Below are 20,448 nucleotides of genomic sequence, written 5' to 3' on the forward strand. Positions count from 1 at the left end.
TCCCCGCCTACGCGGGGACGACATCCGAGGTAAATTGCACCACCAAGCGTCGCATCATCGCGGCCAGATCGTGCTATGTTCGCGGAGCCTGCCAACCGGAGCAATCGTCATGTCGATGCAGAATGTGGCCGCAACGGCGCCCGACTACACCGCGCCCAAGCGCAACGCCCTGACGCACATTCCCGGCGACGAGGGATGGCCGATCATCGGCAAGACCTTCCAGGTGCTGGCCGATCCCAAGGGCCACATCGAGGCGAACGGCGCCAAATATGGCCCGGTCTACCGCACCCATGTGTTCGGCGAGACCAATGTCGTGCTGCTCGGGCCCGAGGCCAACGAGCTGGTGATGTTCGACCAGCAAAAGCTGTTCTCCTCGACCCACGGCTGGAACAAGGTGCTCGGCCTGTTGTTTCCGCGCGGATTGATGCTGCTCGATTTCGACGAGCACCGGCTGCACCGCAAGGCGCTGTCGGTCGCGTTCAAGTCCGGGCCGATGAAATCCTACCTGGCCGATCTCGACCGCGGCATCTCCGCGCGGGTCGCGCAGTGGAAGGCCAAGCCCGGCGAGATGCAGCTCTACCCCGCGATGAAGCAGCTCACGCTGGATCTCGCTGCGGCGTCCTTCCTCGGCGCCGATATCGGGCCGGAGGTCGACGAGATCAACCGCGCCTTCGTCGACATGGTCGCCGCCGCGGTCGCCCCGATCCGCCGTCCCCTGCCCGGCACCCAGATGGCCGCCGGCGTCAGGGGGCGCAAACGCATCGTCGCCTATTTCCGCGAACAGATCCCGCTTCGCCGCGGCAATCATGGCGGCGATGATCTGTTCTCGCAGCTGTGCCGCGCCACCCATGAGGACGGCGCGCTACTCTCCGAGCAGGACATCATCGACCATATGAGCTTCCTGATGATGGCGGCGCACGACACGCTGACTTCGTCGCTGACCTCCTTCATCGGCGAACTCGCTGCCAATCCGGACTGGCAGGACAGGCTGCGCGCGGAAGTCCTCGCGCTCGGGCTCGCGCCGGGCGCGCCGAGCAGCTTCGACGATCTCGAAAAGATGCCGCTGTCCGAGATGGCGTTCAAGGAAGCGCTGCGGATCAAGCCGCCGGTGCCTTCGATGCCGCGCCGCGCCATGCGCAATTTCACTTTCAAGGGTTTTACGATTCCCGCCGGCACCGCGGTCGGCGTCAATCCGCTCTATACCCATCACATGAAGGATATCTGGCCGGAGCCGGATCGTTTCGATCCCTTGCGCTTCACCGAGGAAGCGCAGCGCAATCGCCACCGCTTCGCCTGGGTCCCGTTCGGCGGCGGCGCGCATATGTGCCTCGGCCTGCACTTCGCCTACATGCAGGCAAAATGCTTCGCGCGGCACTTCTTGCAGAACATCGAGGTATCGCTGGAGCCCGGCTACAAGCCGGACTGGCAGATGTGGCCGATCCCGAAGCCGCGGGACGGGCTAAGAGTGCGGGTGAAGGCGGTCTGATTTTCTCGTGTCCCGGACGCGCGAAGCGCGAGCCGGGACCCGGAATGCTGCGATCGAGTCGGTGGAGACATGGGCCCCGGCTCTGCAGCGCACCGCACCGGACGATGCTTCGCATCGCCGGGGACGCTGCGCTGCGTCCGGGGCACGAGATCTCGTAGGGTGGGCAAAGGCGCGGAGCGCCGTGCCCACGGTTCGTCGCGATGAAGAATTCGTGGGCACGCTTCGCTTTGCCCACCCTACGGCACCGTCGCCCGGAGCGACTACGCCCCCTGATCGAACGCCTTGCGCAAGGCCACATAGCCCTGCTGCTGCTGGCTCCAGTTGCGGCCGCCGGTCATGGCGCCGTCGACGACGAGATCGTGCCCGTTGATGAAGCTGGATTCGTCGCTGGCCAGGAACACCGCGGCCTGGGCGATGTCATCGGGAAGGCCCGCGCGCGGGATCGGCTGGGCGGTCTTGTAGACCTCGCGCATCACCGCCGGCGTCTTCTCCGCAGCATCGGTCGAGAGTCCGAGCGCCTTGCCGAAAATGCCGGTCGCGATCGCGCCCGGCGAGATCGCGTTGACGCGCACGTTGGACTCGCCGAGCTCCATCGCCACGCATTTGGTGAGATGGATCACCGCCGCCTTGGCCGCGCTATAGACCATCGAGGACGAGAACCCGGCGAGGCGGCCGGCGATGCTGCCATTGTTGATGATGCTGCCGCTCCCCTGCCTCTTCATGTGGGGCGCGGCGTGCTTCATGCCGAGCATGACACTGCGCACCAGCGTCGCCATCGCCGCATCGAAGCGCTCGACCTCGAGGCCTTCGATGCCGCCGGTCTGCGCCGGGCCGCCGGCATTGTTGAACAGGCAGTCGATCCGGCCGAACTTGTCCACGGCGAGCGCGATCAGCGCCTGCATCTGGTCTTCGAGCGTCACGTCGGTCTGGCGGAAGATGCAGTTGGCGCCGAGCTGCTTGGCCAGGGCTTCGCCCTCCGGTAGACGCCGCCCCGCGATCACAATTTTGGCACCTTCGGCAACGAAGACTTCCGCAGTGCGCAATCCGATCCCGCTCGTCGCCCCCGTAATCACCGCAACCTTGCCGTCCAGCCTGCCCATGGAATGTTCCTGTTTTCGAACGATTTGACGCCAAATGGCGAACATCGGCCGCTGCCATCGCCGCGGACGCCACTATCCCTGCCTGCCTCCGACAAGGCAAGCTATGCTTGTGCGGACGGGATGCGTAACATCTTCACAGGTCGCTCGATTTTCGAACGCATATCGCAACTGGGCTGCGCATGGGGAAGTTGATCGACGAATTCCGTAGGGGTTGGCAGGGTGCGGCGCCGCCATCGCTCGGTCTGAGCATTGCGTTTGCGGTGGCCTGCCTGCTGATTGCCACGCTGACGCGCTGGGCCCTCGCGCATGTGCGGCCCGACGTCTACTTCACTCCCTACTTCCCGGCCGTGTTCTTCGCCGCCGCGTTCGGGGGCTTCCGGATCGGAATCGTGACAGCGCTGGTCGGCGGCATGCTCGGCGTCGTGGTGAATTTCGGCGATGCCTTTGCCGATCGGGCGCGATTTGCCCTGCTGGCACTCTATTGGGCGGTCTGTGCGCTCACCATCTGGGGCGTCGAGCACTATCGCACCATGCTGGCGGAGCAGCGCCGGATCTCCAAGCGCCTGATCGAGGAAGAAGATTATCGCAAGCTGCTGGTCGACGAGCTCCAGCACCGGCTGAAGAACAAGCTGTCGACGGTGCACGCCGTGCTGCACCAGGTGCTGCACGACCACCCGCAGGTCTGGGCCCGGGTCGATCCTCGGTTGCGCTCGCTGGCCGCGACCGACGATCTGATCTCGCGGATCGACAAGGCGGGCTGTGACATCCGCGACCTCCTGATCTCGGAGCTCGGCCCCTACGGCCATGTCCGCTTCACCCTCAATGGCGACCGCCTGTTCCTGCCGCCGAAGCTCGCGGTCACGCTCTCATTGATGTTTCACGAGCTGGCCACCAATGCGGGCAAGTACGGCGCGTTCTCCGCGCCGCGCGGTCTGCTGCAGGTGTCATGGACCGTCAGCGATGACCGCCTGATCATCACCTGGGACGAGACAGAGGGTCCGAGCGTGGACAAGGTGTCCGAGCCCGGCTTCGGCACCAAGCTGTTGAAATCGGCACTGTCGTCCTTCGATGGCAGGACCGAGATCTCTTACTTGAAGACCGGGCTGCATTGCATCATGCAGTGCCGCATCCCCCGAAGCGAATAGCATCGCGCGTCAGGCGAAAGCCGGCCCGCGCACCCGCCCGCAGTTTCGCACGGGCCGTTGACCCTCTGTTAATGACGATCGTCGGCGCGCGTCGCAACGTCGCAAAACACCCCCGTATTTCTCCGTACCCCTTAACCAAACTTAAGAGGGAACTGCGCATGATTGCGTGCATTGCAGGCGCGCTGAAACAACAAGATTCATGACTTCTATGAACGACAACCAATATTCCGGCGCGACTGAAGCCGAGCTCGGTTTTCTCAAGGAAATCGTTAGAATGCTGCCGGCCGGCCTGACCGTGCAGGATGCGCATGGCGAGCTTCTGCTGGTTAACGATGCCGCGGCCGCGCAGCTCGGCATGGATGGCAGCCGTCCCTCACCCGATCTTGCGCCGCGCCGCGAAGCCTGCCGCCAGGCGCTGAGCGCCGGCCAGGCTGTCGTCACCGAGGAGGCGCTTCACGGCGGCGCTGCGCGCCAGGTGCTGCTCACGACCCATCGTCCCGTTCGCCTCGCCGGACGCGAGCTGCTGATCTCGGCGTCCTCCGACATTACCGAGCAAAAGAATTTCGAGGATCAGCTGTTCCGCTCGGCCTATTTCGACGAGCTGACGGGATTGCCCTCGCGGCGCGTGATCGAACATCACGCCAACAATCTGCTGGCGGAGAATGGCGGCGGCGAGCGTTTCGCGCTGGCCTTCCTCGACGTCGACAATTTCAAGCACATCAACGACTATTACGGCCACGCCGTCGGCGATGCGCTGCTGGTCGAGCTGTCGAAGCGGCTCGGGCGCGACTTGCGCGATTCCGACATGCTGTCGCGCATCTCCGGCGACGAATTCCTGCTGCTGCTCTCCCCGATCCAGAGCCAGGAGGAAGTCGCCGAGTTCATGCAGTCGACGCTGGAGCGGCTGACGGCGCCGTTCTTCATCGACCATTCGGAACTCTTCGCCTCCACCTCGGTCGGCATCAGCCTCTATCCCGATCACGGCCGCAGCTTCGAGACGCTGCGCCAGAATGCCGACATCGCGATGTACCGCATCAAGAACGACGGCAAGGGATTGGCAGCCTTCTTCGATTCCAGCATGGAGCGCGAGGCGCTGGCGCGGATGAAGATCGAACAGTCGCTGCGGCTCGCCATCCTGGAAAAGCGTTTCTGCTGCGCCTTCCAGTCCAAGGTCGACATCCGCACCCAGGCTGTGAAGGGCATCGAGGCCCTGGTGCGCTTGCGCGACGACGAAGGCGTGATCCAGGCGCCGGGATCGTTCATCAATCTTGCCAGCGAGCTCGGGCTGATCGACGAATTGACCCATCTCGTGCTCGCCGAAATCGTCAAATCGATCGACCTGATCAACGAGACGTTCGGCGCGGAAGCGACCATCAGCATCAACGTCGCGGCCAAGCAGGCCGGCAACCCCGAATTCATGCGCAGCTTCGCGCGGGCGCTCGACGACACCGGCTTTCCGCAGCGCTTCATGATCGAGGTGACCGAAGACGCCTTCGTCGCCAAGAATCATTTCCAGGACGAGATCCTGCCGATGTTCCGCAAGCTCGGCGTCGGCATCTCGATCGACGATTTCGGCACCGGCTATTCCTCGCTCTCGGCGCTGGCCGACATCACCGCCGACGAGATCAAGATCGACCGCTCCTTCATCACCGACATCCATAAGCGCCCGCGCAGCCAGGGCATCCTGCGCGCGATCGAATCCTTGAGCGAAGCGCTCGGCATGACCGTGATCGCCGAAGGCCTCGAATCCTACGAGGAGCTCGCTTATCTGCAGGCCGCGACCAAGATCCGCTACGCGCAGGGCTATTATTTCTCGCGCCCGATCTTTTTGGAGGAGTTGAAGCTGGCAACGCCCGTGTCCAGCGAGTCGCGCGCCAGCGTGGCAAACCGCCCGCACCAGCAGAACCGCCAGGGCTATTCGCGGGCGAGCGGGTATCGAAGGTAGGGGCGCGAGCGCTGCAACACATACCGCTGTCGTCCCGGGGCGCGAAGCGAACCCGGGGCCCATAACCACAGGGTGTGGTTTGGCGCGAAGACGGTCACTCCGAGTCCCCCGTTATCACATCTCCCTGTGGCTATGGGTCCCGGATCGGCGCTTCGCTTGTCCGGGACGACAGCGGAGTATGGGGCACAATCCAATTCCCCCTTTGAAATTGCTGCCCTTTTGCTAATACACAGGCAGACTTCCCCCGGGATATGTCATGTCCGCCTCTTCCGCCTCGATCAGCGATCCCGCCTATCTCCGTGCGCGCGCGATGGAAACGCTGTTCGAGCGGCTGGAGAAGCTCTGCGAGGGCGCGATCGCGATCGACCGCGGCGGACGCGTCGTCTACGTCAATGAAAAATATCTCGCGGCGCTCGGTCTCAAACGGACCAGTGAGGCAATCGGCCGGCCGATCGAGGAGGTCATCCCCAACAGCCTGATGCGCAAGGTGGCCGAGACCGGCGAGCCGATCCTGCTCGACATCATGGAGCTCGGCGGAGAGCAGCTCGTCGTCACGCGCATGCCGATCGAGGACGAGAACGGCACGGTGATCGGCGCGATCGGCTTCGTGCTCTACGACCATCTCGAAAGCCTGAAACCTCTGCTCGCCCGCGTCGCCCAGCTCGAGAGCGATCTGCGGCTGGCGCGGCGGCAATTGTCCAACGCCCGCGCGGCGCGCTTCACTTTCGCCGACTATGTCGGCACCACGCCTGGAATCGCGCAGGCCAAGCAGCTTGCAAGCCGCGCGGCGCGGCAGAGCGTCACCGTGCTGCTCACCGGCGAGACCGGAACGGGCAAGGAGATGCTGGCGCAGGCGATTCACAATGCCTCCTCGCGTGCGGAGAAGCCGTTCGTCAGCGTCAATGTCGCCGCGATTCCCGACACGCTGATCGAGTCGGAGTTCTTCGGCACGGCGCCCGGCGCCTATACCGGCGCCGACCGCAGGGGACGCGAAGGAAAATTCCGCATCGCCGACGGCGGTACGCTGTTCCTCGACGAGATCGGCGAGATGCCGCTGCAATTGCAGGCCAAGCTGTTGCGCGTGCTGCAAGAGCGCGAGATCGAGCCGCTCGGCTCGGACAAGATCTCCAGGGTCGACGTGCGCGTGGTCGCCGCGACCAATGTCGATTTGCGCAAGCGCGTCAGCGACGGCGCGTTCCGGCCCGATCTCTATTACCGGCTGAACGTGCTCTCGATCGACCTGCCGCCGCTGCGGCAATGCCTGGATGATCTCCCCGACATCTGCGCCCGGCTGCTCGAGGACATCAGCGCCTCCGGCGATTACGTCAAGGCAAAGATCACGCCGAGCGCGTTTTACGCGCTGGCGCGCTATGACTGGCCGGGCAACGTCCGCGAGCTCCGCAACATCCTGGAGCGGGCGCTGATCCTGAGCGATTCCGGCCGGCTGACCGGCGAAGATGTCGCCCGCATTCTTCCCGTCGGCACCGACGTCAGGCCCGCAGCATCCGAGCGCCCGGCCGGAGCGGTGGTGCCCTATGCCGAAGCCGAGGCCGAGTTCGAGAAGCACACGCTCGAACGGGCGCTCGCCGCCAGCAACGGCCAGATCTCCGAGGCCGCCAAAATGCTGCGAATCTCGCGCGCAACCTTCTACAAGAAGCTCGCCAAGTTCGGCCTCGCCGCAGGGTCGGCCTCCGTCTGAGTTTCGAGACACGAACGTGTCCGGAGTCTCGGATTCCGGACACGGCGCTGCGCCGCTGGTTCCGCCAGCAACGGCGAGATTTGCCGTGATTTCAGCCAATTTGCGCAAACCTTCCGCATCTGGCGCGGACCTTGCTCTTCGCTTTGCACAATGACGCATGCTGCACATGCGCATTTGCAACCAGGGAGGACGCAAGATGAGTGAAGCGATCTCGGTCCGTCAGCTTCAGGCGAGACAGCCCTCGCACGTCACGGTCGCCACCGCGAGCCTGATCGGCACGGCTATCGAGTGGTACGACTTCTTCCTCTACGGCACCGCCGCGGCGCTGATCTTCAACAAGCTGTTCTTTCCGACCTTCGATCCCATGATGGGGACGCTGCTGGCGTTCGCGACCTATGCGCTCGGCTTCATCGCGCGCCCGCTCGGCGGCGTCGTGTTCGGGCACTACGGCGACAAGATCGGCCGCAAGACCATGCTCTATCTGACGCTGCTGATCATGGGCGTGGCGACCGCCGCGATCGGATTCCTGCCGACCTACGAGACCGCGGGCATCTGGGCCGCGGTCCTGCTCGTCACCTGCCGCCTGATCCAGGGCTTTGGCCTCGGCGGCGAATGGGGCGGCGCGGTGCTGATGGCGGTCGAGCACGCGCCCGCGGACAAGAAGGGCTTTTACGGCAGCTGGCCGCAGTTAGGGGCGCCGCTCGGCCTCGTGCTCGGCACGCTGGTGTTCTCGGTGGTATCGGCGATGCTGACCGACGCCCAGCTGCTTGCCTGGGGCTGGCGCATCCCGTTCCTGTTCTCGATCGCGCTGGTGCTGGTCGGCCTGTGGATCCGCTTCACCATCGCGGAATCCCCCGAGTTCCAGAAGATCAAGGACACCAAGCAGGAAGTGAAGATGCCGATCCTCGAGGCGATCAGGATGTATCCCAAGAACATCCTGCTCGCGATGGGCGCGCGCTTCGCCGAGAACGGCTTCTTCTACATCTACGCGACCTTCGTGCTCGCCTATGCCACGCAGTCGCTCGGCATGAACAAGCAGGACATGCTCAACGGCGTGCTGATCGGCGCGGCGATCGAGACCTTCACCATCCCGGCCTTCGGTGCGCTCTCCGACCGGCTCGGGCGGCGGCCGATCTACATTTTCGGCGCGGTGTTCTCGGCGCTGATGTCGTTCCCGCTGTTCACGCTGCTGGCGACCAGGAACCCGCAATATGCCTGGATCGCGATCGTGCTCGGCCTCGCGATCGGGCATGCCGCGATGTACGGCCCGCAGGCGAGCTTCCTGTCGGAGCTGTTCGGCACCAAGGTGCGTTATAGCGGCGTCTCGCTCGGCTACAATCTGGCCTCGATCTTCGCCGGCGCACTGTCGCCGCTGATCGCGACGGGATTGATGACGGCCTATGCGCCGGCGACCTGGCCGATCTCGCTCTACATGATCGCGCTGGCGCTGATCACCATCGTGTCGGTCTATTTCGCCACCGAAACACGCAAGATAGTTCAGGGCTGAATGTCCTGATCACCTCGTCCATCGCGAGGAGCGGCCTGTTCCAGGGTCGCTCCTCGCGATAGGATCAAGCAACAACGGCATACGGTCGAAGGGATCGGGAGGAACGCCGTGAGCCATCACCCAGCTCTGCCTTACCTGCGCAATTCCGAGAAGGGCAAGGTCGTCACCGCGGCCGAAGCGGTCATGCTGATCCGCGACGGCGACACGGTCGCGACCGGCGGCTTCGTCGGCATCGGCTTTGCCGAGGAGATCGCGATCGCGCTGGAGGAGCTCTATCTCTCCCACGAGGGCGATGCCCCCTATACGCAGGGCAAGCCGCGCAATCTGACGCTGGTCTATGCGGCGGGCCAGGGCGACGGCAAGAATCGCGGCCTCAACCATTTCGCGCATGAAGGCCTGGTCCGGCGCGTGATCGGCGGACATTGGGGGCTTGCGCCAAAATTGCAGCAGCTCGCGATCGCGGGTCAGATCGAGGCCTATAATTTGCCGCAGGGCGTCATCACACACCTGTTCCGCGACATCGCCGCGCACCGGCCCGGCCACGTCACCCGCGTCGGCATGGGCACCTTCGTCGACCCCCGGCAGGGCGGCGGCAAGCTGAACGCGCGTACCACCGAGGACATGGTGGAGCTGATCACGCTACGCGGCGAAGAGTGCCTGCTCTACAAGACCTTCCCGATCAATGTCGGCATCATCCGCGCCACGACAGGCGATCCCGACGGCAACCTCACCATGGAGAAGGAGGCGCTGACGCTGGAAGCGCTCGCCATCGCCATGGCAGCGCATAATTCCGGCGGCATCGTCATCGCCCAGGTCGAACGCGTCGCCGAGGCCCGCAGCCTCAATCCGCGCCAGGTCAAGATTCCCGGCATCCTCGTCGACTGCGTCGTGGTGGCAAGGCCCGAGAACCATTGGCAGACCTTTGGCACGCAATACAATCCGGCCTTCTCCAGCGAGATCCGTGTCCGCGCCGCATCGCTGCCGGTGATGCCGGTCAGCGAGCGCAAGATCATCGCCCGGCGCGCCGCCCTCGAGCTCAAGGCCAACAGCGTCGTCAATCTCGGCATCGGCATGCCCGAGGGGATTGCCTCGGTCGCCAACGAGGAGCGAATCATCGACCTCATCACGCTGACGGCGGAGCCGGGCGTGATCGGCGGCATTCCCGCGAGCGGCATCGATTTCGGCGCCGCGATCAACACGCAGGCGGTGATCGACCAGCCTTATCAGTTCGACTTCTACGACGGCGGCGGCTTGGACGCCGCCTTCCTCGGGCTCGCCCAGGTCGATCGCGCCGGCAACCTCAATGTCAGCAAGTTCGGGCCGAAGCTCGCAGGCGCCGGTGGCTTCATCAACATCAGCCAGAACGCCAAGGAGGTCATCTTCGTCGGCACCTTCGGCGCGGGCAAGCAGCGCATCGCCGTGAACGACGGCAAGCTCGTCATCGTCGACGAGGCGAAATCACGCAAATTCGTCGACCGCGTCGAGCACGTCACCTTCAGCGGCCCGTTCGCGGCCGCGCGCAAGCAGCGCACGCTTTATGTCACCGAGCGTTGCGTGTTCGAGCTCAGGCCGGACGGACTCGAGCTCACCGAAGTCGCACCCGGCATCGACATCGAGCGCGACATTTTGCGCCTGATGGATTTCAAGCCGCTGATCCCGCGCGAGCCCGCACTGATGGACGACCGCATCTTCCGCGAGGGACTGATGGAATTGCGCGAGCGCCTGCTCACCATCCCGCTCGACCAGCGCTTCACGCTGGACGAGCAGCAGAACCTGTTCTTCGTCAATCTGGAGCGCTATCCGCTGCGCAGCAAGGCCGAGATCGACGCCATCGCCGAGATCGTCGAGAGCCGTTTGGCGCCGCTCGGCCGCCGGGTCTACGCCATCGTCAATTATGACAATTTTTCCATCCTGCCGGAGCTGATGGACGAATATTCCGCGATGGTGCGCAGCCTCGTCGATCGCTTCTATTCCGGCGTGTCACGCTACACCACGTCGGGCTTCCTGCGCATCAAGCTAGGCGAAGCCCTGGGGAGGCGCGGCGTCGCGCCCCACATTTTCGAAAGCGCTGATGAGGCGCAGTCGGATCGGCGTCGGGCCGAGGGAGCCGGCGATGCGCGGCGGGCCCAAAAATGATGCATGCTCGCAAGGCCGATGCGCTCGGCCGGAAGGTTCAATTGCAATGTTCGTAGCGTTGTGCAAATCGCTGTTACCGAGAAACTTTAAATCAGGAGGGACCATCGTGCGTCGATCACTCATCATAACAACAACCATTCTCGCACTCGCTGCGGGCACCTCCGCACAGGCCGACGATCTCAAGGTCGCGCTGATCTACGGCAAGACCGGTCCGCTCGAGGCCTACGCCAAGCAGACCGAGACCGGCCTGAAAATGGGCTTTGAATACGCCACCAAGGGCACGATGACCCTCGACGGTCGCAAGATCGTCATCATCACCAAGGACGACCAGGGCAAGCCGGATCTCTCGAAGGCCGCGCTCGCCGAAGCCTATCAGGACGACAAGGCGGACATCGCGATCGGCACGACCTCGTCGGCCGCGGCGCTCGCCATTCTCCCGGTCGCCGAGGAGAACAAGAAGATCCTGATCATCGAGCCCGCAGTCGCGGACCAGATTACCGGCGAGAAGTGGAATCGCTACATCTTCCGCACCGCGCGCAACTCCTCGCAGGACGCGATCTCGAATGCGGTCGCGATCGGCAAGCAGGGCGTCACCGTCGCAACGCTGGCACAGGATTATGCGTTCGGCCGCGATGGCGTCGCCGCCTTCAAGGAGGCACTCGCCAAGACCGGCGCGACGCTCGCTGCCGAAGAATATGCCCCGACCTCGACCACCGACTTCACCGCAGTCGGCCAGCGCCTGTTCGACGCACTGAAGGACAAGCCGGGCCGCAAGGTCATCTGGGTGATCTGGGCCGGCGCCGGCAATCCGCTGGCCAAGCTGCAGGACATGGACCCGAAGCGCTACGGCATCGAGCTCTCCACCGGCGGCAACATCCTGCCGGCGCTCGCCGCCTATAAGGGCCTGCCCGGCATGGAAGGCGCGACCTATTATTTCTACGAGATCCCGAAGAACCCGGTGAACGACTGGCTCGTCGCCGAGCACCAGAAGCGCTTCAACGCGCCGCCGGACTTCTTCACCGCGGGCGGCTTTGCCGCCGCTATGTCCGTCGTCGCCGCCGTCACCAAGGCGAAGTCGACCGACAGCGAGAAGCTGATCACGGCGATGGAAGGCCTGGAGTTCGACACGCCGAAGGGCAAGATGGTGTTCCGGAAAGAAGACCATCAGGCACTGCAGAGCATGTACGCCTTCAAGGTCAAGGTCGATCCGAACGTCGCCTGGGCCGTGCTCGAGCCGGTGCGCGAGCTGAAGATCGAGGACATGGACGTTCCCGTTCGCAACAAGCGCTGAGTTTGTCCGCGCTGCCCTCTTCTTCACCTCTCCCGCTTGCGGGAGAGGCCGGGAGAGGGCTCTGTCCTCTCGGGGGTTCCCGCCTGCGGAGACACCCTCTCCCCAGCCCTCCCCCGCAAGCGGGGGAGGGGAGCCGACTGTCATCGCGGACATCTCCACGTTTCCATTGCCAGACTCGATTGAATTCGAATGACGCTTACCCTCGAAACACGCGAGCTCACCATCCGCTTCGGCGGCCATGTTGCGGTCAACAGCGTGACCTGCACGTTCCGTCCGGGCGAGCTCACCGCGATCGTCGGGCCGAACGGCGCCGGCAAGACCACCTATTTCAATCTGATCTCGGGTCAGCTGCGCGCCTCGAACGGCAGCATCCTGTTCGACGGCACCGACATCACCCAGCACTCCGCGCCGCTGCGAACCCGCGCGGGCCTCGGACGCGCCTTCCAGCTCACCAACCTCTTTCCGAACCTCACCGTGGAAGAGAACGTGCGCCTCGCCGTGCAAGCGGCGAACGGCACCCATTACGACATGCTGCGGCCCTGGATGGTGCGCCGCGACCTGATCGCACGCGCCGACGCCATTCTCGAGCAGGTCGCGCTCGGCAGCCGCCGCGGCGTCGCTGCGACCGCGCTGTCGCACGGCGACCAGCGCAAGCTGGAGGTCGCCCTGATGATCGCGCTGGAACCGAAGGTCTTCATGTTCGACGAGCCGACCGCCGGCATGAGCATCGACGAGGTGCCTGTGGTGCTCAACCTGATCGCGCAGCTCAAGCAGGACAGAAGCAAGATCATCCTGCTGGTCGAGCACAAGATGGACGTGGTGCGCTCGCTCGCCGACCGCATCATCGTGCTGCATAACGGGCAACTTGTTGCGGATGGTCCGCCGGCTGAGGTGATTGCCTCGCCGATCGTGCAGGAAGCCTATCTCGGCGTCGCGCCCAAGACTGCAGAGGGTACCGCATGACCGACCTGCTCAAACTCTCAGGCGTCCACACCCATATCGGCCGCTATCACATCCTCCAGGGCATCGACCTCGCGGTCCCGCAGGGGCAGACCACGATGCTGCTCGGGCGCAACGGCGCCGGCAAGACCACGACGCTGCGCACCATCATGGGACTGTGGCAGGCGTCCAGCGGCGAGATCAGCCTCTCCGGCGATCGCATCGAGAGCCGCGCGACGCCGGACATCGCAAGGCTCGGCGTCGGCTACGTGCCGGAGAGCATGGCGGTATTCTCCGATCTCACCGTGAAGGAAAACCTGGTGCTGGCGGCGCGCGACGGCCCGCTCGACGACACCCAGCTCGACTGGATTTTTGGTTTCTTCCCGGCGCTGCGCCGGTTCTGGCTGTCGCGGGCGGGGAGCCTCTCGGGCGGGCAGAAGCAGATGCTCTCGATCGCGCGCGCCATCATCGAGCCGCGCAAGCTCTTGCTGATCGACGAGGCGACCAAGGGGCTGGCGCCGGCCATCGTGATGGCGCTGATCGAGTGCCTGAAGGAGATCAAGCGCAAGGGCGCGACGATCCTCCTGGTCGAGCAGAATTTCTTTGCCGCCCGCGAGCTCGGCGACAACGTGCTCGTGATGGACAACGGCACCATCGTCCATCGCGGCGAGATGGCGGCGCTCGCCGCCGACGTGCCGCTGCAGGAGCGGCTGCTCGGCCTGAGCCTGGAGACGCATCAGTGACTGACCTTGCTGCAACCGATCCGCTGCCGAAGCCGAAGCGCGATATCGCACCGATCCTCTTGCCGGTCGCGCTCGCCCTCGTGACGATCCCCCTGATCGGCTCGCCCAGCACCTGGCTGACGCTCACCGCCGCAAGCCTTGCCATGGGCATGATGATCTTCATCATGGCCTCGGGGCTGACCCTGGTGTTCGGCCTGATGGACGTGCTCAATTTCGGCCACGGCGCGTTCATCGCCGTCGGCGCCTATGTCGCGACCCTGGTGCTGGCGCCGTTCGCAGCCTCCATTCAGGCGGATTCGCTCTGGATGAACCTCGCGGTGCTGGCGCCGGCCGCGCTGCTCTCGATGGCCGTGTCGGGCGCCCTTGGCCTCGTCGTCGAGCGCGTGCTGATCCTGCCGGTCTACGGCCAGCACCTGAAGCAGATCCTGATGACGACCGGCGGCCTGATCGTCGCCGAGCAGACGCTCTATGCCCTCTGGGGGCCACAGATCATCCCGATGCCGCTGCCGGCGTCGCTGCGCGGCTCCTTCATCCTCGGCGACGTCGCGATCGCCAAATACCGCGTGCTGGCGATGCTGATCGGCCTTGCCGTCTTCATCGCGATCCAGCTGGTGCTCAACCGCACCAAGCTCGGGCTCCTGATCCGCGCCGGCGTCGAGAACCGCGAGATGGTGGAAGCGCTCGGCTATCGCATCCGCCGGCTGTTCCTCGGCGTATTCATGACGGGATCGGCGCTGGCCGGCCTCGGCGGCGTGATGTGGGCGCTCTATCGCGAGCAGGTCCATGCCTCCATGAGCGACGACCTCACCGTGCTGATCTTCATCGTCGTCATCATCGGCGGCCTCGGCTCGATCGGTGGCTGCTTCATCGGTGCGATCCTCGTGGCCATGGTCGCCAATTACGGCGGCTTCCTGATGCCGAAGCTCGCCCTCGTCTCCAACATCCTGCTGATGGTCGCCATTCTGATGTGGCGGCCGCGCGGCCTCTATGCGGTGACCAGCCGATGATGATCCTGTCAGGCGATCCGCCGCGTAGCCGAATCCTCACGCTCGTTCTCGTCGTCATCATCCTGGCGCTGGCGGCGACGCCGTTCCTGTTTCCGGGGGCCAAGGCAATGAACGTCGCAGCCAAAATCTGCGTCTTCGCCGCGCTGGTCGCCTCCTACGACCTCCTGCTTGGCTATACCGGCTCGGTTTCGTTCGCCCACACCATGTTCTACGGCATCGGCAGCTACGCGATCGCCATCGCGCTGTACGGGTTGGGCCCGAATTGGGCCGCGGTCGCCACCGGCATCGTGGTCGGACTGCCGCTCGCGGCGCTGCTCGCGCTCGCCATCGGGCTGTTTTCGCTGCGGGTCGCCGCGATCTTCTTTGCCATGATCACGCTGGCGGTCGCCTCCGCCTTCCAGGTGCTGGCTTCGCAGCTGTCCTGGCTGACCGGCGGCGAGGACGGGCGCAGCTTTCAGCTGCCCGAGCTGCTGCGGCCCGGCACGGTGCTGATCCCAAAGAGCCTGGTCGGCTTCGAGATCAACGGCCGGATCCTGACCTTCTACCTGGTATTCGCCATCTCGGCGCTGATGATCCTCGCACTGCTGCGCGTCGTGAACTCGCCGTTCGGGCGCGTGCTGCAGGCGATCCGCGAGAACCGTTTTCGCGCCGAGGCGCTCGGTTTCCGCACGGTGTTCCACCTGACCTATGCCAACTGCATCGCCGCGCTGGTCGCTGCCAGCGCCGGCATCCTGAATGCACTGTGGCTACGCTATGCCGGTCCCGATACTTCGCTCAGCTTCTCGATCATGCTGGACATCCTGCTGATGGTCGTGATCGGCGGCATGGGCACGATCTACGGCGCGATTATCGGCGCCACCATCTTCATCCTCGCCCAGAACTATTTGCAGTCGCTGATGGGCGTCGCCTCCACGGCGGCGTCGGAGGCCGGCCTGCCGCTGCTGCCGGGTCTGCTGCATCCCGACCGCTGGCTGCTGTGGCTCGGCCTGCTGTTCATCGCCAGCGTCTATTTCTTCCCGACCGGCGTGGTCGGACGGCTGCGCAATCCCGCTGGCGACAAGAGCAGGCAGCCCGCATTAAGCCGCGATTAATGATGCAGTGCGGCGATTGCTACGCCTGCCGCACAACCCTGACGCGTTTCGCGCTCCGCTGCATACGGACGCGATTGTGCAACTGGATTAATGCTTAGGTAACTGGCTTTCCTAAGGTTTAGGCCATTTGTGCGGTGTATTCGTGTTCCTCCAGGGAGGGGGAATGCGCCAAGTCTTTTCCACGGTGGCAGCCGGAATGTCTCGAGCCGCAAGGAACGGCTGGGAGGCCTTGGCGCGGCGTGGTCCTGTCCTGTGGCTGACCCTGTGCGGCGTGTTGCTGGTCGCGGGCATCTTCGGTGTGACAGCCATGGCCGTCGGCGAATTTCGCGAGCGCACCCTGGCCAACCGCGAACGCGAGCTGGAAAACACGGTCCAACTGATCGCCCGGCACTTTGATCAGCAATTCGAGGATTCCGACGTCGTCGCCGCCGATCTGATCGGGCAGATGAACCTGGTGGAGGTCACCTCGCCGGCAATGTTCCGCGAGCGCATGTCCGGCCCCGCGGCGAACCAGATGCTGCGCAGCAAGATCAGTTCGGTGTCCTATCTCGGCGATATCGCCATCTACGATGCCGATGGCGACCTCATCAGCTGGTCGCGGCCCCACCCGCTGCCCAAGATCAACGTTTCGTCACGGGCCTACTTTCAGACCTTCAAGACGAATCCGCAGTCCGAACCGGTGCTGCTGGAATCCGTCCGCAGCTTCATCATCAACAAATGGACCACGATCGTCGCCCGCCGGTTGACCGGCGCGGACGGCACCTTCCTCGGCGCGATGGTCCGCCGGATCGATCCGGACAGCTACCAGCACTATTTCGCGTCTGTCGCGCTGGCCGAGGGGACGGCCATCTCGCTGTTCGATCGCGAAGGTAAGATGCTGGCGCGCTATCCGCATCTCGAAGAGCTGATCGGCAGAAACTTCAAGGACGCGCCGCTGATGCAGAAGGTGCTGGCCAATGGCGGCCAGCAGACGCTCCGCGGCAGGAGTCCGGTCGACGGCGAAGAGCGGCTCGGATCGGCGGCGTCGCTGACGCATTTCCCGCTGGTCATCATCGCCACCAACACCACGGCCGCGGCGCTGGCCGACTGGCGGCAGCAGACAGGCTTCATGGTGACGACCGCCGCGCTTTCGGCTGCCGTGATCGCGCTGATCCTCTATCTGATCATCCGCCTGATCAACCGGCAGAACCGCGAAGCGCAGGAACGGCTGGAAGCGGAGCGGCTGCGGCTCGACACCGCCTTGAACAACATGACGCAGGGGCTGATCCTCTACGACGCGAGCGGCACCATCGTCACCTGCAACCGACGCTACGCCGACATGTTCGGCCTCTCCCACGACGTCATCAAGCCCGGCTGCCACATCCGCGAGGCGATGTATCATCGCAAGGAGCGCGGCGCGTTCGACGGTGACGTCGAGGAATTCTGTGCTGACGTCATGAGGGTCGTCGCCGAAGGCACGGTCTCCGCGCGAATTCATCAACTGGCCAATGGCCGCGCCTTCCAGGTCATCAACACTCCGCTCGCCCAGGGCGGCTGGGTCGCCACGATCGAAGACATCACCGATCGCCGCCACCTGGAACAGGAGCGCGATCGCAACCACACCTTCCTGCGCGAGATCATCGACCATATCCCCTCGCGGATCACCGTGAAGGACGCCCGGACACGGCGCTACCTCCTGGCCAACCAGGTGGCCGAGGAACAGCTCGGCGAAACCCCGGAGACGATCGTCGGCAAGAGCGCGTTCGACCTTTACCCGACGGAAGACGCCGAGATCATCACCCGGGATGACGACAAGCTGCTGCAATCGCCGAACGGCCTGTTCCTGGATGAGCACATCTGGAATACCCCGGCCACCGGACGGCGCTATATCACTTCGACCCGGATCGGTATCCGCGACAAGTCCGGCGAGCCGCGCTACATCATCAATGTCGTCGAGGACGTCACCGAGCGACGGCGCGCCCACGAGAAGATCGCGCATATGGCGCATTACGATGCGCTGACCGACCTGCCGAACCGCACGCTGTTCCGCGAGCAGATCGAACGCGAGCTGGCGAAGGTCGGAGATCAGTTCGCGCTGCTCTACATCGATGTCGACGAGTTCAAGGGCATCAACGATTCGCTCGGCCACCACGTCGGCGACGAGCTGTTGAAGGCGATCGCGGGCCGCCTCCGTGGCTGCCTCAAGCACGGCGATCTCATCGCGCGACTCGGCGGCGACGAGTTTGCCGTCATCCAGACCGGGATCCAATCCTCGGCCGAGGTGCTGTCCTTCGTGACCCGGATCTACCAGGCGATCCGGCAGCCCTATCATTGTCTCGGCCATCAGCTCTCCACGGATGCGAGCATCGGAATCGCGCTTGCGCCGCAGGACGGTGCAGATCTCGACCAGCTCATCAAGAACGCCGACCTCGCGATGTACGGCGCCAAGGCCGAGGGACGCCGCACCCACCGCTTCTTCGAGCCGGAGATGGATGCGAGCGCCAGGGCGCGCCTGAGCATGGAGCAGGATCTGCGCCAGGCCCTGGTGAACGGCGGCTTCGAGATTCACTATCAGCCGCTGGTCGACCTGCGCACCAACGACGTGTCGGGCTGCGAGGCGCTGCTGCGCTGGCGCCATCCCGATCGCGGCATGGTATCGCCGGCCGAGTTCATTCCCGTCGCCGAGGACACCGGCCTGATCAACGAGCTCGGTGATTGGGTGCTGCGCATGGCCTGCAACGAGGCCGCGACCTGGCCGTCGCATGTGCGCGTAGCGGTCAACGTGTCGCCGGTGCAACTCAAATGCGACACGCTGGCGCTGCGCATCGCGGGCGCGCTCGCCGCCTCCGGGCTGGACCCGCGCCGGCTCGAGCTCGAGATCACCGAGGCCGTGCTTATCCGCGACGACGAAGCTGCGCTCTCGATCCTGCACCAGCTCCGCTCGATCGGCGTGCGCATCGCGCTCGACGATTTCGGCACCGGCTACTCCTCGCTCAGCTATCTCAAGCGCTTCCCGTTCGACAAGATCAAGATCGACCGCTGCTTCGTCGCCGACATCGCGGAGACGAGCGGCGCACCCGTCATCGTGCAGGCGGTGGTGAACATCGCAGCCGCCAGCAGCATGACCACGGTCGCCGAAGGGGTCGAGACCGAGGCGCAACGCGAGCTGCTGCGCGCGCTCGGCTGCACGCAGATGCAGGGCTACCTGTTCAGCCCGCCGAAGCCGGCCAGCGAGGTGCGGAAACTGTTCGGTTCGGGCGATGGCTTGCCCGGAGCCTTGCCGGTGGCGGCGGTGGCCTGATGGCGAAGCCAGCGAAGACGTCAAGCAAGACGTCGGCCAAGACCGTCGATGTCGCGGATTCCTATGCCGTGCGGCTGATGCAGCATCTGGTGGTGCCGACCTTCGTGATCGACCCCAAGCGCCGCGTCGTGATCTGGAACAGGGCCTGCGAGCGGTTGACCGGCCTCGCCGCCTCGGAGGTGATCGGCACCAACAAGCACTGGCAGGCCTTCTACGAGACCAGGCGTCCCTGCCTTGCCGACCTCGTCGCGCTCGACCGCCCCGAGCGGCTACCGGAGTTCTATTCCGAATATGCCGCGCGCGGCCATAACGGGCTCGGCTTTTCCGCGGAAAACTGGTGCACGATGCCGAAGCTTGGCAGCCAGCTCTATCTCGCCATCGACGCCGGTCCGATCCACGACGAAGCCGGCCATCTGATCGCGGTGGTGGAGACGCTGCGCGATCTCACCGACCAGAAGCGCGCCGAGATGGCGCTGAAGGAGCTCGCCACCAAGGACGGCCTGACCGGCCTGTCGAACCGGCGCTCGTTCGACCAGATGCTGATGAGCGAATGGGCCCGCGCCCACCGCACGCAGAAGCCGCTGGCGCTGCTGTTCGCCGACGTCGATCATTTCAAGCTGTTCAATGACCACCACGGCCACCAGACCGGCGACGAATGCCTGCGCGCGGTCGCCTCCGTCGTCAGCCGGCACGCCGTGCGCCCGCTCGATCTCGCCAGCCGCTACGGCGGCGAGGAGTTCGCGCTGATCCTTCCGGACCTGGATTGCGACAGCGCCTGCGTCATCGCCGATGAAATCCGCTGCGCCGTCATGGCCTTGCAGATCGCCCACGGCGCCGTGGGCGCCGGCGATCACGTCACCCTCAGCGTCGGCGTCGCCAGCCATATTCCGGGTGCAGCCGACGGTGGCGGGCCCGACCGGCTGCTGGGCGCGGCCGACGAGGCTCTCTATGTGGCCAAACGCCTCGGCCGCAACCGCGTCATCTGCGCCGAAAGGGTGCTCGCCGAATTCGCAAGCCTTGGTAGGGAGGCCGCAGCGGTTCCGGCGCCCGTCCAGCGCAAATTAGCTCGCGTGCGATAG

General features: G+C 64.8%; 14 protein-coding genes. 13 read left to right on the top strand and 1 reads right to left on the bottom strand.

The genetic code is table 11. From position 1 onward, the window contains the following. The first annotated feature begins 109 nt into the window (after nucleotides 1-109). Entirely contained in the window at nucleotides 110-1,486 is a 1,377-nt protein-coding gene (locus CIT37_RS39870; protein ID WP_095424940.1) for a cytochrome P450, read from the top strand. 260 nt (nucleotides 1,487-1,746) lie between these two features. On the opposite strand, the gene CIT37_RS39875 is transcribed toward CIT37_RS39870, so the two are convergent. Continuing rightward, a complete protein-coding gene (locus tag CIT37_RS39875; RefSeq protein WP_028139589.1) occupies nucleotides 1,747-2,586 on the bottom strand; it encodes an SDR family NAD(P)-dependent oxidoreductase in 840 nt (279 codons plus the stop codon). A gap of 179 nt (nucleotides 2,587-2,765) precedes the next feature. On the opposite strand from CIT37_RS39875, the gene CIT37_RS39880 reads away from it, so the two are divergent. From CIT37_RS39880 to CIT37_RS39935, 12 genes are all read left to right on the top strand, one after another. Continuing rightward, a complete protein-coding gene (locus CIT37_RS39880; protein WP_028139588.1) occupies nucleotides 2,766-3,731 on the top strand; it encodes a sensor histidine kinase in 966 nt (321 codons plus the stop codon). A 208-nt stretch (nucleotides 3,732-3,939) separates the two neighbouring features. Beyond that, nucleotides 3,940-5,676 (top strand): putative bifunctional diguanylate cyclase/phosphodiesterase, encoded by a 1,737-nt coding sequence (locus tag CIT37_RS39885; protein ID WP_028139587.1) that lies wholly within the window; start codon nucleotides 3,940-3,942, stop codon nucleotides 5,674-5,676. Between the two features lie 256 nt (nucleotides 5,677-5,932). Further along, the gene (locus tag CIT37_RS39890; RefSeq protein WP_095424941.1) at nucleotides 5,933-7,375 is read left to right on the top strand and encodes a sigma-54 interaction domain-containing protein; all 1,443 of its coding nucleotides are present in this window, start codon (nucleotides 5,933-5,935) and stop codon (nucleotides 7,373-7,375) included. A 196-nt stretch (nucleotides 7,376-7,571) separates the two neighbouring features. Next, the gene (locus tag CIT37_RS39895) at nucleotides 7,572-8,882 is read left to right on the top strand and encodes an MFS transporter (RefSeq protein WP_244611343.1); all 1,311 of its coding nucleotides are present in this window, start codon (nucleotides 7,572-7,574) and stop codon (nucleotides 8,880-8,882) included. A gap of 108 nt (nucleotides 8,883-8,990) precedes the next feature. Next, nucleotides 8,991-11,018, top strand: coding sequence for an acyl CoA:acetate/3-ketoacid CoA transferase (locus CIT37_RS39900; RefSeq protein ID WP_095424943.1), 2,028 nt, complete (start codon nucleotides 8,991-8,993; stop codon nucleotides 11,016-11,018). A gap of 106 nt (nucleotides 11,019-11,124) precedes the next feature. After that, complete coding sequence (locus CIT37_RS39905; RefSeq protein ID WP_038949383.1) at nucleotides 11,125-12,309, top strand: substrate-binding domain-containing protein; 1,185 nt, start codon at nucleotides 11,125-11,127, stop codon at nucleotides 12,307-12,309. Nucleotides 12,310-12,498: 189 nt separating this feature from the next. Then, nucleotides 12,499-13,272 carry an ABC transporter ATP-binding protein gene (locus CIT37_RS39910; RefSeq protein WP_095424944.1) on the top strand — a complete coding sequence of 258 codons (774 nt, stop codon included), beginning with the start codon at nucleotides 12,499-12,501 and terminating at the stop codon, nucleotides 13,270-13,272. Then, nucleotides 13,269-13,991, top strand: a complete 723-nt coding sequence (locus CIT37_RS39915) for a branched-chain amino acid ABC transporter ATP-binding protein (RefSeq protein ID WP_028139581.1) — start codon at nucleotides 13,269-13,271, stop codon at nucleotides 13,989-13,991. Before CIT37_RS39910 ends, CIT37_RS39915 begins: the two co-directional genes overlap by 4 nt. Continuing rightward, nucleotides 13,988-14,998, top strand: coding sequence for a branched-chain amino acid ABC transporter permease (locus CIT37_RS39920; RefSeq protein ID WP_028139580.1), 1,011 nt, complete (start codon nucleotides 13,988-13,990; stop codon nucleotides 14,996-14,998). Before CIT37_RS39915 ends, CIT37_RS39920 begins: the two co-directional genes overlap by 4 nt. Beyond that, nucleotides 14,995-16,089 carry a branched-chain amino acid ABC transporter permease gene (locus CIT37_RS39925; protein ID WP_174719447.1) on the top strand — a complete coding sequence of 365 codons (1,095 nt, stop codon included), beginning with the start codon at nucleotides 14,995-14,997 and terminating at the stop codon, nucleotides 16,087-16,089. Before CIT37_RS39920 ends, CIT37_RS39925 begins: the two co-directional genes overlap by 4 nt. A 163-nt stretch (nucleotides 16,090-16,252) precedes the next feature. After that, nucleotides 16,253-19,369: a bifunctional diguanylate cyclase/phosphodiesterase gene (locus CIT37_RS39930; RefSeq protein WP_028139578.1), complete on the top strand. Its 3,117-nt coding sequence runs from the start codon at nucleotides 16,253-16,255 to the stop codon at nucleotides 19,367-19,369. Beyond that, nucleotides 19,369-20,448, top strand: a complete 1,080-nt coding sequence (locus CIT37_RS39935) for a sensor domain-containing diguanylate cyclase (protein WP_028139577.1) — start codon at nucleotides 19,369-19,371, stop codon at nucleotides 20,446-20,448. Before CIT37_RS39930 ends, CIT37_RS39935 begins: the two co-directional genes overlap by 1 nt.

It is taken from the genome of Bradyrhizobium ottawaense, from assembly GCF_002278135.3.
Classification (GTDB): Bacteria; Pseudomonadota; Alphaproteobacteria; order Rhizobiales; family Xanthobacteraceae; genus Bradyrhizobium; species Bradyrhizobium ottawaense.